The organism is Pseudomonas sp. LBUM1660, assembly GCF_059695935.1.
The window spans coordinates 693,432-707,015 of sequence record NZ_CP166795.1; the positions used below are offsets into that span (position 1 = coordinate 693,432).

Sequence of the window (13,584 nt, forward strand, 5' to 3'; positions counted from 1 at the left end):
CGCAGCCAGGGCTGCGGGTCAGGCGGTGCATTTAGAGTTATGCAGTAACACTAAAATTCACCGGGAGATAAGCGCTGAAAGTCTACAGATCCCTCTAAACCGCGCATCTCGCCTGCTTCATGATGAAGATGAAGCCGATTCAGTTTGCCGGGTGAATCGCGAAAACAGCACGCGATCCAGCACCCACACCACCACCAGCGAAGCACCCACCAGCGGAAACGCCACGGCCAGGGCGAACATGATGACCATCGCGGTTTTCCATTTCGGCAGGTCGTGGCGCAGCGGTGGAACACCGAACTTGCCTTGCGGACGACGTTTCCACCAGATCACCACGCCGCTGACGGCGCTGAGCAAAATCATCAGGCAGATCAGCAGCACGATGATCTGGTTGAACACGCCGAACATCTTGCCTTCATGCAACATCACGCCGATTTCTGTGGCGCGGGCGACCGTGCCGTATTGCTCGTAGCGCACGTCGGCGAGTACGTCGCCGGTGTACTGATCGACATGCAAGGTGGCGTCGTTGCGCGGGTCGTCCGCGAACACGGCGATGGTGAACACGCCAGTCGCAGTTTTCGGGAAGGTGATGCTGTAACCCGGTTCGACCTTGCGCTGCACGGCGATGTTCTGCACATCTTGCAAGCTGATGGTCGGCGCCGCGGGCCCTGCATTGGCGCCTTCGTGAGCCATGTGTTCGGCATGGTCGCCGGACATCGGCATCGGTGTGTTTTCCATCGCCCAAGGCACGGTCTGGCTCGTGGCGGTGTTGAGGCTGCGGGCCTCGACGTCGGACTTGGGCACGTTGTCCCACATCGCCGCCGGAAACACGTTCCACACCTGTGCGTATTTCTCACCCCAGAACCCGGTCCAGGTCATGCCGCTGAGCAGCATCACCAGCAGCAACGATGCGCCCCAGAAACCGGTCACGGCATGCAAATCACGCCACAGCACCCGACCACGACTGCTCAACCGCGGCCACAGAATGCCGGCCGCCTGGCCACGCGGCCACCACAGGAACACGCCGGAAACCACCAGCACGACGCCCCAGCCGGCGGCCAGTTCGACCAATCGATCACCGACGGTGCCGATCATCAATTCGCCGTGAATCGCTCGCGCCACTGCTTGCAGATTCATCTTGGCGTCTTGCTCGCCGAGGATGTCGCCCTGGTAGGGATCAACGAATACGTTGAGCTCGGTGCCGCCATCGATCACGACAAACTGAGCGCTGCGCTCGGCGTTGACCGGTGGCAGGTACTGTTTGATCGTGGCTTGTGGATACGCTTGTTTCACCCGCTTGAGCAGATCGTCGGCCGGGACGCTGTGATGCCCGGCCGGTACGTTCATCAGGCTGCCGTACATCAAGGGATCGAGTTGCGGCTTGAACAGGTAAATGACGCCGGTCAGGGCCAGCATCACCATGAATGGCGCGACGAACAGACCGGCATAGAAATGCCAGCGCCAGGCCAGATTGTAGAAATTCACTTTGGGCTGTTTCATCATGTGTGCTCCGCTTTGGCTTGGTTCTTTTGTTGTTGTCTGGTGACTGCTGCGCAGTCATTCGCGGGCAAGCCTCGCTCCTACAGGAGTTGTGTTATTCGCATCGTTTGTGATCGACGCGAATAATGTAGGGGCGAGGCTTGCCCGCGAAGCTCTTAAAAGCTCATATCCACCTTGGTCCAGAGCGTTCGCCCCGGTTCTTTAATGGCCTGCGGGTCATTGGCCGGGTAGCCAAAACCGGCGTTGCCGGCCAGGTTCAAATGCTCGGCGTAAGCCTTGCCGAACAGGTTGTCGACGCCACTGCTGACCTTCCAGTTTTTGTTGATGCGGTAGGCGCCATTGAGCGAGAACACGCCAAAACCGGGGGTCTTGTCGAAGTCCTTGCCGACCACGTTGCCCTTGTTCCGGTCGATGCGGTTTTGCGCCGCGACCACGCGCCACAAGGCCCCGGCGCTCCAGTTGTCTTCGCTGTAGGTCAGGCCGAAACGCGTGTCCAGCGGCGGCATTTGCGGCAACGCGTTGCCATCGCTGCTGTTCTTGCCCCAGGCGTAGGCCAGGGTCGCGTCGGCTTTCCAGTTTGAAGTCAGTTGGTAGGCTGCACCGAGTTCGCCGCCCATGATTCGCGCGTCGATGTTCTGGGCCTGGGACGTGGTGCCCATCGTCGTAGGGGGGTAATCGAACAGGATGTAATCGCGCACCTGGCCGACGTAACCCGAGGCCCAGGCTTCGAGGTCTTCGGTCTTGTATTGCAGGCCGAAGTCGAGCTGGGTGGTTTTTTCAGGCTTGATCGAATCGAAAGCGTTCACCGATCCAGCGGGGCCGGACTTGGGCGAAAACAGTTCCCAGTAATCCGGGAAACGCTGGGTGTGACCGAGGCCGGCGTAGAGCGTGGTCGGGCTGTCGGCGAGGTCATGCTCGTAGCGCACGAAACCGCTTGGCAACGTGTCGGCGCGGGTGTCGTCGGCGGTCGGATTGGGGCGAGTCATCATCCCGGAACCGGTGGTCTGCCGATAATCCTTGGCCGAGGCACGGTCCAGACGTGCGCCGGTAATCAACCGGTCACGGTCGGCGGCGTACCAGGTCAATTCGCTGAACACGCCGTAGTTGTGGAAGTCGGCATCCTTGGTGTACGGCAGGTTTTTGTAGGTGTCGACACCCATGCTGCCGCGTTGGCGATGCTCGTTGGTCTGCGCATCGATGCCGCTGATCAACTGCACATCGGCCCAGCGCCAGGTGGCCTTGATTCGTGCGCCGAGGGTGCGGCGGTCGACGTTGGAGGCCATCGGGCCGGCCATCATCCCGGTGCCGGACGGCGTGCGCAGCGTGTAGTTGTCCATCACGTGGTCGGCGTAGTTGTAGTAGATCTGCGCTTCGACCTTGTCCAGCACCTCGCCGATGTTCGATTTTTCGAACCGCAGGCCCAGGCTTTCACGCTTGAACTGCGAGCCGTCCATGCCGCGCCCGGCGTAACGCGCCTCGCCATCGCCCTTGCCGGCGGTCAGCTCCAGCAGGGTGTCGGCGTCCGGCGTCCAGCCGAGCGCCACGTCACCGTTCCATTTGTCGTAGCGCGACGGCACGGTGTCGTTGTTGCCGTCCTTGTAGTCGTCGGCGTGCGCGGTGTTGCCGATCACGCGCACGTAACCCAGCGGACCGCCGGCAGCGGCGTCCACCACTTTGTCAAAGCGGCCGTTGGAGCCGGCCAATACGCTGGCGTTCACACGCGTACCGAGTTCGCCGAAGCTCTCCGGCTCACGCTCGAAAAGGACGGTGCCCGCTGATGCGCCCGGTCCCCACAGCACGGTTTGCGGGCCTTTGATCACGGTGAGTTTGTCGTAGGTTTCCGGCGAGATGTAGGAGGTGGGCGCGTCCATCCGGCCGGGGCAGGCGCCGAGCAATTGGCCGCCGTTGGTGAGGATGTTCAGCCGCGAGCCGAACATGCCGCGCAGCACCGGATCTCCGTTGGTGCCACCGTTGCGCACCAGGGCGAAGCCGGGGATGGTTTTCAGGTAGTCGCCACCGTCGCTGGCTGGAACGGGTTGGCGCGGGTCCTTGGGGTTGGTAACGATGGTCAGCGGCGAACTCGGCGCAATGGCGGTGATGACCGTCGGGCTCAGTTCTTCACTGTGGCCCGCGTGTTCGTTGGCCAACACCGTGGGTGTCAGCAATGCGCCGCAAAGGACGGCGGTGGCGTGCCTGAAACGAATACTCGATCCGTTCGGGGCAAAAGAAGCTTGGGCAGGGCTCAAGCGTGTGTCAGCAGCAAACCTGGACATGACAATTTCCATCGAACAGTCGTAAACGACACGGCCGGAAACCGGCGCAATCCTTGTGGGAGCGAGCTTGTGTGGGGAGCGAGCTTGCTCGCGCTGGGCTGCGTAGCGGCCCCTTTTGTGAGTGCTGCGCACTCAAGCGGGAGCAAGCTCCCTCGCCACACTAGTCCACCGCCACAAGTTGCTTTGGTTGTCTTCGAAACCGTGTGAAATCAGAGGTGGGTGTTTACGCGACGATGGGCGGGGCGCGGGTGCGGGCGCCGGGGAAGACGGTGTGCCGGGCATGGCCCAGGCGAGGGGAGGGAGCGGTGAAGGAGGTGGCTGGTGGTGTATCGAACGCGACGAAGGTCTGGCCGCCGGTCAGCGCCGGGCAATTGAACAGCAGGCTGCAATAGCCGCATTTTTCCCAAAGGGCGTGGTGCGAGGCTTTGGGCGGGCAATGTTCGGCGGCGGGTTGTGCGTCGTGGTCGGCGTGCTCCATGGCCGACATGTCCATGCTCATGTCCATCGACATGCTCATCGACATCGACGAGGCGCGTTGATCCATCGGCATCGACTGAGAAATCAGCGGGCCGATAAAGATCATCAGCATGGCGAACAGGCTGATCCAGCTGCCGCGCGTCAGGCATAACGACTGACGACGGTGTGCGGATGACCTGGCGCTAAGCGGGCGCATGGGCGTGTTCAGCTCAGTCGATTACTGGCCGTGGGCGTGCTTCTGCATGTCTTCCGGCGGCTTCTTCTGCACGGCGACTTCGACGGTCACATCACCGGCCTTTTCAAAGTGCATCGTCAGCGGAAAACGCTTGCCGTCGCTCAGCAGGCTGCGGTCTTTCAGATTCACCAGCATCACGTGATAGGCCATTGGCGCAAACGTGACGTTGCCACCGGCAGGAATCTCGACGCTCGGCACCTGCTGCATTTTCATCAGGTCGTTTTGCATGATGTGCTCATGCAATTGCGCTTCACCGGCAATCGGCGAGTCGACGCTGAGCAAGCGGTCGGCCGTTTTGCCTGGGTTCTGAATGACAAAATAGGCCGCTACGGTTGGCGCATTGGGCGGCAACTCCTGCGACCACGGGTGAGCGATCTCCAGCTCCCCGGCCTTGTATTCGTGGGCATTGGCAAAGCAGGCAGGCAGCAGCAACGCAGCCATTACGATGAGTTTGTTCAACATGGCAGTTCTCCAGAGCGATTCAAAACGCAGTTCAATTGCGAGAAGGAATCACACCAGAGGGGACGCGCGGGGGTTGAGACTCGGCCATTGCTGGCGTGGAGTGGGGGTGTCGAGAGAGGTGGCAGGCACGCTTCGATTGGCCTCGAAACGGGCGAAATACAGCTGCGGCACATGCCCCGGCAACGCCACCAGCGGGGCGGAGCCTGAACAGCACCAGCAATGCTGCATGTTGGAGTGATCGTCGTTCTGTGGCGCTTTCTGCTCAAGGTCGCCCAGGGAAATCGCCACCATCTTCGTGCCGCTGGACGTACAGAAACTGCCCCACAACAATTGCTCGGCGGATGATTTCGCCGACTGCGCCATGGCTCCGGTCATCGGCATGGCGAGCATGTTGAACAGCACTGCGAAGCAGGCGATCCAGGCAATTGCGAGCCGTTGTCGGGACATGGGACAAAATCCGTTGGGTGGGCGATCAGGCGCGGCTATTTAGCCTGATCAGGGCCGATAAGTAAAAAAGCGGCGTGCGGTGTGGTGTCGCAGTGCCAGAGTTAACAGAAGCAACAGCCTGTGAGCCATTTCCGCTTCGCCATTATGAAAGAGTGTAGCGACTTCGATTCGGATTGCCTGAGCAAAATGTGGGTCACTTTGAATTCGTGCACGGATGGTGTGTTTGACGTCCCTGAACGCCAAACGGATGAAACGTCCGTCTCCCGAATCCTCCTCTTCACTAGCCTTGAGGTAGTTCCACATATCGGCAGGTGTACGGAGAAACTCCGCAATATCGAAACGAGAGAATTTTTCAGTCATTCGTATTCCGAGCGCGACATTGATGATGCTCGGAAATATAGGGGTGGGGTTACGACCCGACTAGTCAGCCGAATTGGGTGATGCTGTGTGTGCGGTCCGATAGAGATGTAGGGCGTTGCGCATTTCCTGTGGTGGATTCTGCGGTCAGGGCTGCCAGCACATCTGTCACCGACCCAAACTCCCGATCCACCCCCGGCAACTCCGGCCGCTGCAACACAATCACCGGCACCCCACGCTCCCGCGCCACTTCCAGTTTCGGTTCGGTCGCGGTGCTGCCGCTGTTCTTGCTGATCAGCACATCAATCTGCCGACGTTCAAACAGCGCCCGTTCATCCTCGATCAGAAACGGCCCGCGTGCGCCGATGACTTCGCAGCGTGCATTGCCGGGGTAAACGTCCAGGGCGCGCAAGGTCCAGAATTGCTCCGGCGGGATTTCGTGCAGGTGCTGCAAGGGTTCGCGGCCGAGGGTGAACAGCGGTCGGCGGAAGGGTTTCAGGGCTTCGATCAGTTCGGCCCAATCGCTAACGTCCCGCCAGTCATCCCCGGCCTGTGGTTGCCAGGCAGGACGGCGTAACGCCCAGCATGCAATGCCGCTCAGCTGCGCGGCGGTCGTGGCGTTGTGGCTGATTTGTGCGGCGTAGGGGTGGGTCGCGTCCAGCAGCAGATCGATCCCTTCATCGCGAATGAATTGCGCCAGGCCTTCGGCACCGCCGTAGCCGCCGACGCGCACCTGGCAGGTCAGGTCCGTCGGCACGCGCCCGACACCGGCGAGGCTGTAGATGTGTTCTGGCCCGAGGGTGCGGGCGATGGCCAAGGCTTCGGTCACGCCGCCCAGCAGCAAAATGCGTTTCATTGAAAAGCGCCTGCATGGCCGACAATCCCGCCCTGGCGATCGATGGCAAAGACTTCAACCTGAACCTGCGCTGGCACCACGCTGCGGGCGAAGTCCAGTGCGTGCTGACACACCGCATCACCGAGGGCGATGCCCGCCGCGCTGGCCATCGCCAAGGCTTGCTGGCTGGTGTTGGCCTCGCGAATGCCTTGTTGCAACGCCTCGTCGGCGCCCATCGCGGCGGCCCATCCCGCCAGTTGCGGCAGGTCGATGCTGGAATGCCGGCTGTGCAAATCCATGTGCCCGGCTGCCAGTTTGCTGATCTTGCCGAACCCGCCGCACAGGCTGAGTTTATCCACCGGCACTTTGCGCACGTGTTTGAGCACGGCGCCGACGAAGTCGCCCATTTCGATCAGGGCGATTTCCGGCAGGTCGTAGACGCGGCGCATGGTGTCTTCGCTGGCGTTGCCGGTACACGCGGCGATGTGCAGGTAACCGTTGGTTTTGGCGACGTCGATGCCCTGGTGGATCGAGGCGATGTAGGCCGCGCAGGAAAACGGCCGGACGATGCCGCTGGTGCCGAGAATCGACAACCCACCCAGAATGCCGAGGCGCGGGTTCATGGTTTTCAAGGCCAGCGCCTCGCCGTCCTCTACGTTGACCGTCACCTCAAAGCCGCCGCTGTAGCCGAGTTCTTCGGCCAACAACGTCAGGTGCTCGGTGATCATTTTGCGCGGCACTGGGTTGATCGCCGGCTCGCCGACGCCCAGCACCAGCCCCGGGCGGGTGACCGTGCCGACGCCACGCCCGGCGCTGAAACGGATACCCGGCTCGCGGCTCAGTCGCACCTGGGAATACAGCAACGCGCCATGGGTCACGTCGGGGTCATCCCCGGCATCCTTGATCGTCCCGGCTTCGGCGCCATCGTCGATCAGGCGGCAGAACTCCAGGCGCATCTGCACCTGCTTGCCCTTGGGCAGCACGATCTCCACGGCGTCAGCACTGATGCCCCCCAATAGCAAACGGGCCGCGGCGACGCTGGTCGCGGTGGCGCAGCTGCCCGTGGTCAGGCCGCTGCGCAGGGGGGCGGGTTGTTCGGCGGTTTCGTCACGCATCGAAGGGCTTCGTCACGTCCAGCAAGGTAATCGGCAGCGCCTGGCGCCAGGTGTCGAACTCCCCCAGCGGCTGGGCCTGGGCGACGTGAATGCGGGTCAGCTCACCGCCATGGCGTTCGCGCCAGGCCATCAGGGTCACTTCGCTTTGCAACGTGACGGCGTTGGCGATCAGTCGGCCACCGGGTTTGAGCTGTGCCCAGCAGGTGTCGAGCACACCCTCTCGGGTGACCCCGCCGCCGATGAAGATCGCCTCCGGGGGTTCGAGCCCGTCAAGGGCTTGCGGCGCACTGCCGCGAATCAGCTGCAATCCGGGTACGCCGAGGACGTCGCGGTTGTGTTCGATCAGCCGTTGCCGACCTTCATCGGCTTCGATCGCCAGCGCGCGGCAACTGGAGTGAGCGCGCATCCATTCGATGCCGATCGAGCCGCTGCCGGCGCCAACATCCCACAGCAGTTCGCCGGGCACCGGGGCCAGGCGAGCAAGGGTGATCGCGCGGACGTCGCGTTTGGTCAGTTGACCGTCGTGCTGGAAGGCCGAGTCTGGCAGGCCGGCCAGTCGCGAGAGACGCGGTGTGTCCGGCGCGGCGATGCACTCGATGGCGATCAGGTTCAGATCGGCGACCGCTGGATCCTTCCAGTCTTTGGCCAGCCCATCGATGCGCCGTTCGTCTGCGCCGCCCAGATGTTCCAGCACGCTGAGACGGCTCGGACCGAAACCGCGTTCACGCAGCAGTGCGGCAATGGCGGCCGGGCTTTGGCCATCGTTGCTCAGTACCAGCAAACGCACGCCGCTGAACAACTGCGCGTTCAACGCGGCGAGGGGCCGGGCAACCACCGAAAGCGTCACCACCTCCTGCAACGGCCAGCCCATTCGCGCTGCCGCGAGCGAGCAGGAGGAGGGCGCGGGCAGGATCAGCATTTCGGCGTTGGGCACTTGCCGGGCAAGGCTGGCGCCGACGCCGAAGAGCATTGGATCACCGCTGGCCAGCACACAGACCGGTTCGCCACGCAGCGCCAGAACGGGTTCGAGGGAGAAAGGACTGGGCCACAGCTGCCGCTCGCCACAGATGCAGGCGGGCAGCAAATCCAGTTGTCGCTGGCCGCCAATGATCCGCGAAGCGCGCAACAGGGCGTGCCGGGCATTTTTACCCAGGCCCTTGAAGCCGTCTTCACCGATTCCTACTACTGTCAGCCAGGGTGACATCTGTAGCCCTCAAAAATAGTCTTCAAACGCGCTGTTCCGACGGGCAGGCTTTTCATGCCGCCTGACAAAGCAGGCATAATACCGCGCCTTCGCCCGCGAAGCGTCTTTCCCCATTGCCGGTCGCCCCCTTGAACGAACGCCCGATGTCCTCAGCCTTACGCCCCTCGGCCTGCCCGGGGTTGCTGCGTATTGTCCAGGCACTGGATGGCGGCATCTGCCGGATCAAATTGACTGGCGGCTCGATCAGCGCGGCTCAGGCCGAAGCGGTGGCCGATGCGGCCGAGCGTTTCGCTGGCGGGGTGATCGAGGCCACCAACCGCGCCAACCTGCAGATTCGTGGGATCGGCAGTGAGCACGGTGCCTTGATCGACAGCCTGATGGCGGCCGGACTCGGCCCGACCAGCGCAGCGGGCGATGACGTGCGCAATCTGATGCTCAGCCCCGGCGCCGGCATTGATCAGCGGATGCTGATCGATACGCGCCCATTGGCCGAACAGATCCTCGCCACGCTGCAAAGCGATGAACGCTTTCACGACCTCAGCGCCAAGTTCGCCGTGCAACTGGATGGCGGCGAAGGGCTGGCAATGCTCGAACACTCGCATGATCTTTGGTTGTCCGCTGCTGAGCGAGACGGTGAGCGAGTGTTTGTCTTCGGCCTGGCGGGTTGCCTTGTCGACCTGCCCGCCGGCGCGGTGTCGCTGGAGCAGGGCCATGGGCTGGTGGTCGCGGTGCTGGAGTTGTTCCTGGAACTGGCGCGCCCCGACCAGACCCGCATGCGACACCTGCTTGCCGAATGTTCGCTCGAAAGGTTTCTCGCGCGTCTCGCCGAGCGTGTGCCGTTGATGCCCATCGAGGGGTGGCAGCGCGAGGCAACGCCAAGTGCCCTGCACATCGGCGCTCATCCACAGCGTGACAGCGGCCGCGTGTACATCGGCGCAGTGCCGCCGCTGGGCCGCCTGGGTCCGGCGATGCTCCGAGGCGCCGCACAACTGGCCCGCGAACGGGGCAACGGCACGCTGCGTTTCACGCCTTGGCAAAGCCTCTTGGTGCCCGGGGTCCATGACAACCAGGCGCCTCACGTTATCCACAGCCTTGAACACCTCGGCCTGCGCTGCTCGGCCGACGATGCCCTGGCGCATCTCATCGCCTGCACCGGCTCGACCGGCTGCGGCAAAGGCCTGGCTGACACCAAGGGCGATGCCCGACAACTGGCGGCGCTGTTGCAACGTCACGGCCAGACGCTGAACGTGCACCTGTCCGGCTGCCCGCGTTCCTGTGCGGCGGCGCACATCGCGCCGGTCACGTTGCTGGCGGTTTCTCCCGGTCATTACGACCTCTATTTTCGCGATGCAGCGCAGCCGGGTTTCGGCGCGCTGCACGCACGCAATCTTACTATTGAAGCGGTCGCGGCCTTGCTCGACGCCCGCTCACGGAGCCCTTTAGATGCTTGATTACATCCGCGACGGTCAGGAGATCTATCGCGACTCCTTCGCGATCATTCGTGCCGAGGCCAACCTCGAGCGAATTCCGGCCGATCTGGAAAAACTCGCGGTGCGGGTGATCCACGCCTGCGGCATGGTCGACGCCATCGACGGCCTGCAATTTTCCGAAGGCGCGGGCAAGGCCGGGCGTGAGGCGCTGGCCGCCGGTGCGCCCATCCTGTGCGACGCGCGGATGGTCAGCGAAGGCGTGACCCGCACGCGGTTGCCGGCCAACAACCCCGTGATCTGCACCCTGCGCGATGAAAGCGTTCCGGAACTGGCCCGTGAGTTGGGCAACACCCGTTCCGCCGCCGCGCTGGAGCTGTGGCGCCCGCATCTGGAAGGCAGCGTGGTGGTGATCGGTAACGCGCCGACCGCATTGTTTTATCTGTTGGAAATGCTCGATGCCGGCGCACCGAAACCGGCGCTGATCCTCGGCTTCCCGGTCGGCTTCGTAGGCGCCGCCGAATCCAAGGCTGCGCTGGCGGCCGACAGTCGCGGCGTGCCGTTTGTCATCATGCAAGGCCGGCTGGGCGGTAGCGCCATGGCCGCTGCGGCCGTCAATGCCCTCGCCACGGAGATCGAATGATGCAGCAGCCTGGACGCTTGATCGGCCTGGGTGTCGGCCCCGGTGACCCGGAACTGATTACGGTCAAAGCCCTGCGCTTGCTGCGCGAGTCGCCTGTGGTGGCGTACTTCGTCGCCAAGGGTAAAAAGGGCAACGCCTTCGGCATCATCGAAGCGCATTTGCAGGACGCACAAACACTGCTGCCGCTGGTGTATCCGGTGACCACCGAAGCGCTGCCGGCGCCGCTGTCGTATGAGCAAGTGATCAGCGATTTCTACGATGCGGCGGGCGAGGAACTCGCCGCGCATCTGGATGCCGGTCGTGACGTGGCGGTGATCTGCGAGGGTGATCCGTTCTTCTACGGCTCCTACATGTACCTGCACGATCGCCTGGCCGACCGCTACGAAGCCGAAGTCGTGCCGGGCGTGTGCTCGATGCTGGGCGGTGCTTCGGTGCTGGGCGCGCCGTTGGTGTATCGCAATCAGAGCCTGTCGGTGCTTTCCGGCGTATTGCCGCACGAGGACCTCAAACGTCGTCTGGCCGATGCCGATGCGGCGGTGATCATGAAGCTGGGACGCAACTTTCCCAAGGTCCGTCAGGTGCTCGAAGAACTGGGTCTGGCGGAGCGGGCGCTGTACGTCGAGCGCGCGACCATGGCCAATCAGAAGATCGTGCCGCTGGATCAGGTCGAGCCGATGTCCTCGCCGTACTTCTCGTTGATCATCGTTCCCGGCGAACGGTGGCAAGGTTGATGGCCCGTCCAGCTCCGGCGATTGTCATTCTTGGCAATGGCAGCCTCGCGACCGCGCGCAAGATCCAGCAGGTTTTCCCCGGCGCCTTGATTCATGGCCTGGCCGGACGGGTTGAAGGCGCGGACTGTGTCTATCACGAGTTCGGCGCGACCGTGCGCGAGTTCTATCAGCAGGACACGCCGATCATTGCCTTGTGCGCGGCCGGGATTGTGATCCGCACGCTGGCGCCGTTGTTGCTTGAGAAGGGCGCCGAGCCGCCAGTGCTGGCCGTGGCCGAAGACGGCAGCGCCGTGGTGCCGCTGCTGGGCGGTCTCGGTGGCGTGAACGTCATGGCGCGGGAGATTGCTGCCGGTCTCGAAGTGGCGCCGGCGATCACCACCAGCGGTGAACTGCGCTTCGGTACCTGCCTGCTCAATCCACCCAGCGGCTATGCCCTCGGCGATCTGGAACTGGGCAAACGCTTTGTCTCGGATCTGCTCGCCGGCCAAAGTGTGCGCATCGAAGGCACCGCGCCGTGGCTGGCGCAAGCGCAGTTGCCGGAAGACCCGCAGGCGCCGTTATCGATTCATGTTGGCAGTGCCGAGCGCACGCCGGCGGCCAATGAGTTGCTGATCTACCCACGCAACGTGCTGGTGGCGGTGAACGCCGAGGTGGCGGATCTGCCGAACGCGATTCGCGCGGCGCTGCATCAGGCAAACATCGCCATGCAATCGCTGGCGTGTCTGCTGGCCAGCGATCTGCACATGGCCAACCCTGCGTTGCGTGAAGCGGCGCTTGAGCTGGGCGTGCCGCTGCGGTTTGCCACGGCCAGTGGTGACGTCAGCGAACTGGCCCGCCACACCGTGCCGAACGCTGCCGTCGTGTCGGCGGATAGCGGCATCGCGATCGCGGTAGCCAGTCAGCCACTGGAGGTTGCACAGATCGGGCGTGCACGCGGTCGTCTGGCCGTGATCGGCCTGGGCCCTGGCGCCGCCGAATTGATGGTGCCGGCGGTGAAGGCCGAACTGGCGCGCGCCAATGATGTGCTGGGTTATGAAACCTACGTGCGCATGGCCGGGCCGTTTCGCGAGGATCAAGTGCTGCATTGCACCGACAATCGCGAGGAAATGCAGCGCGCTCGCCACGCCTTTGAACTGGCGGCCCAGGGGCGGTCGGTGGTGGTGGTTTCGTCGGGGGATCCGGGCGTATTCGCCATGGCGGCCGCCGTGCTCGAAGCGCTGCACGAGTCGAGTGAGCCGGGCTGGCACAGCGTTGATCTGGAGATTCTGCCGGGCGTCTCCGCGTCCCTGGCAACGGCCGCTCAGGCCGGCGCACCGCTGGGGCATGACTTCTGTGTGATGTCCCTGTCGGACAACCTCAAGCCATGGTCGATCATCGAGCAGCGGCTGGACCTGGCAGCTCAGGCCGACCTGGCGCTGGCGTTCTACAACCCGATTTCGCGGTCGCGTCCCTGGCAACTGGGTCGGGCACTGGAGATTGTCGCGCAGCACCGCACCGCTGAAACGCCGGTGGTGTTGGGGCGGGACATCGGTCGTCCGGGCCAGACACTGCGTGTCACCACGCTGGGTGATCTGACCCCGGATCAGGTCGACATGCGCACCATGGTGCTGGTCGGCTCTTCCACCACCTGCGTGTTCCCGCGTGCCGAGGGTGGCCAGTGGGTGTATACGCCTCGGTGGTATGGCGACAAGCCCTCTTCGTGAGTGTCGGCGGCCTCGTTCTGAGGCCGCTTTTATAACGGTCTGTTGTTAATGAACAGGAAGTCATTGCGGCAGGCCGTTCGATGTCTTGATGTAAGTCGATGTTTTACTCAAGTGTAAGGTACTGTCGAATTTGTTGATGGTTGTGCTTTTTCTCGCCTTTTATCTGTTGTTTTTTAAT

At 63.1% G+C, this 13,584-nt stretch carries 13 protein-coding genes; 4 read left to right on the forward strand and 9 right to left on the reverse strand.

From position 1 onward, the window contains the following. Positions 1 to 117: 117 nt before the first annotated feature. The 9 genes from ACA068_RS03160 to cbiE form a co-directional block, all read right to left on the reverse strand. Positions 118 to 1,497 carry a PepSY-associated TM helix domain-containing protein gene (locus ACA068_RS03160; protein ID WP_497307539.1) on the reverse strand — a complete coding sequence of 460 codons (1,380 nt, stop codon included), beginning with the start codon at positions 1,495 to 1,497 and terminating at the stop codon, positions 118 to 120. A 155-nt stretch (positions 1,498 to 1,652) separates the two neighbouring features. Further along, entirely contained in the window at positions 1,653 to 3,770 is a 2,118-nt protein-coding gene (locus tag ACA068_RS03165; protein ID WP_497307541.1) for a TonB-dependent copper receptor, read from the reverse strand. A 223-nt stretch (positions 3,771 to 3,993) separates the two neighbouring features. Further along, positions 3,994 to 4,443, reverse strand: a complete 450-nt coding sequence (locus ACA068_RS03170) for a DUF2946 domain-containing protein (protein ID WP_497307543.1) — start codon at positions 4,441 to 4,443, stop codon at positions 3,994 to 3,996. Between the two features lie 21 nt (positions 4,444 to 4,464). Continuing rightward, positions 4,465 to 4,944, reverse strand: coding sequence for a copper chaperone PCu(A)C (locus tag ACA068_RS03175; RefSeq protein WP_497307545.1), 480 nt, complete (start codon positions 4,942 to 4,944; stop codon positions 4,465 to 4,467). A gap of 48 nt (positions 4,945 to 4,992) precedes the next feature. Next, positions 4,993 to 5,391, reverse strand: coding sequence for a DUF2946 domain-containing protein (locus ACA068_RS03180; RefSeq protein WP_497307547.1), 399 nt, complete (start codon positions 5,389 to 5,391; stop codon positions 4,993 to 4,995). Between the two features lie 48 nt (positions 5,392 to 5,439). Beyond that, positions 5,440 to 5,751: a helix-turn-helix domain-containing transcriptional regulator gene (locus ACA068_RS03185; protein WP_497307549.1), complete on the reverse strand. Its 312-nt coding sequence runs from the start codon at positions 5,749 to 5,751 to the stop codon at positions 5,440 to 5,442. Between the two features lie 64 nt (positions 5,752 to 5,815). Then, positions 5,816 to 6,604: a cobalt-precorrin-6A reductase gene (locus ACA068_RS03190; RefSeq protein WP_497307551.1), complete on the reverse strand. Its 789-nt coding sequence runs from the start codon at positions 6,602 to 6,604 to the stop codon at positions 5,816 to 5,818. Beyond that, on the reverse strand, positions 6,601 to 7,698 hold the full coding sequence (locus ACA068_RS03195; protein WP_497307553.1) for a cobalt-precorrin-5B (C(1))-methyltransferase: 1,098 nt from the start codon (positions 7,696 to 7,698) through the stop codon (positions 6,601 to 6,603). The genes ACA068_RS03190 and ACA068_RS03195 overlap by 4 nt, the downstream gene beginning before the upstream one ends. Further along, on the reverse strand, positions 7,691 to 8,902 hold the full coding sequence (gene cbiE, locus ACA068_RS03200) for a precorrin-6y C5,15-methyltransferase (decarboxylating) subunit CbiE (protein WP_497307555.1): 1,212 nt from the start codon (positions 8,900 to 8,902) through the stop codon (positions 7,691 to 7,693). Before cbiE ends, ACA068_RS03195 begins: the two co-directional genes overlap by 8 nt. Positions 8,903 to 9,045: 143 nt before the next feature. Here cbiE and cobG point away from each other — a divergent pair, with 143 nt between their 5' ends. From cobG to cobJ, 4 genes are read left to right on the forward strand one after another with little or no spacing between them, the layout of a single operon-like run. Beyond that, positions 9,046 to 10,353 carry a precorrin-3B synthase gene (gene cobG / locus ACA068_RS03205; RefSeq protein WP_497307557.1) on the forward strand — a complete coding sequence of 436 codons (1,308 nt, stop codon included), beginning with the start codon at positions 9,046 to 9,048 and terminating at the stop codon, positions 10,351 to 10,353. Next, positions 10,346 to 10,972, forward strand: a complete 627-nt coding sequence (locus tag ACA068_RS03210; protein WP_497307559.1) for a precorrin-8X methylmutase — start codon at positions 10,346 to 10,348, stop codon at positions 10,970 to 10,972. Before cobG ends, ACA068_RS03210 begins: the two co-directional genes overlap by 8 nt. Then, complete coding sequence (locus ACA068_RS03215) at positions 10,972 to 11,703, forward strand: precorrin-2 C(20)-methyltransferase (protein ID WP_219093862.1); 732 nt, start codon at positions 10,972 to 10,974, stop codon at positions 11,701 to 11,703. The genes ACA068_RS03210 and ACA068_RS03215 overlap by 1 nt, the downstream gene beginning before the upstream one ends. Next, positions 11,703 to 13,406: a precorrin-3B C(17)-methyltransferase gene (gene cobJ, locus ACA068_RS03220; RefSeq protein WP_497307561.1), complete on the forward strand. Its 1,704-nt coding sequence runs from the start codon at positions 11,703 to 11,705 to the stop codon at positions 13,404 to 13,406. Before ACA068_RS03215 ends, cobJ begins: the two co-directional genes overlap by 1 nt. Positions 13,407 to 13,584: the final 178 nt, after the last annotated feature.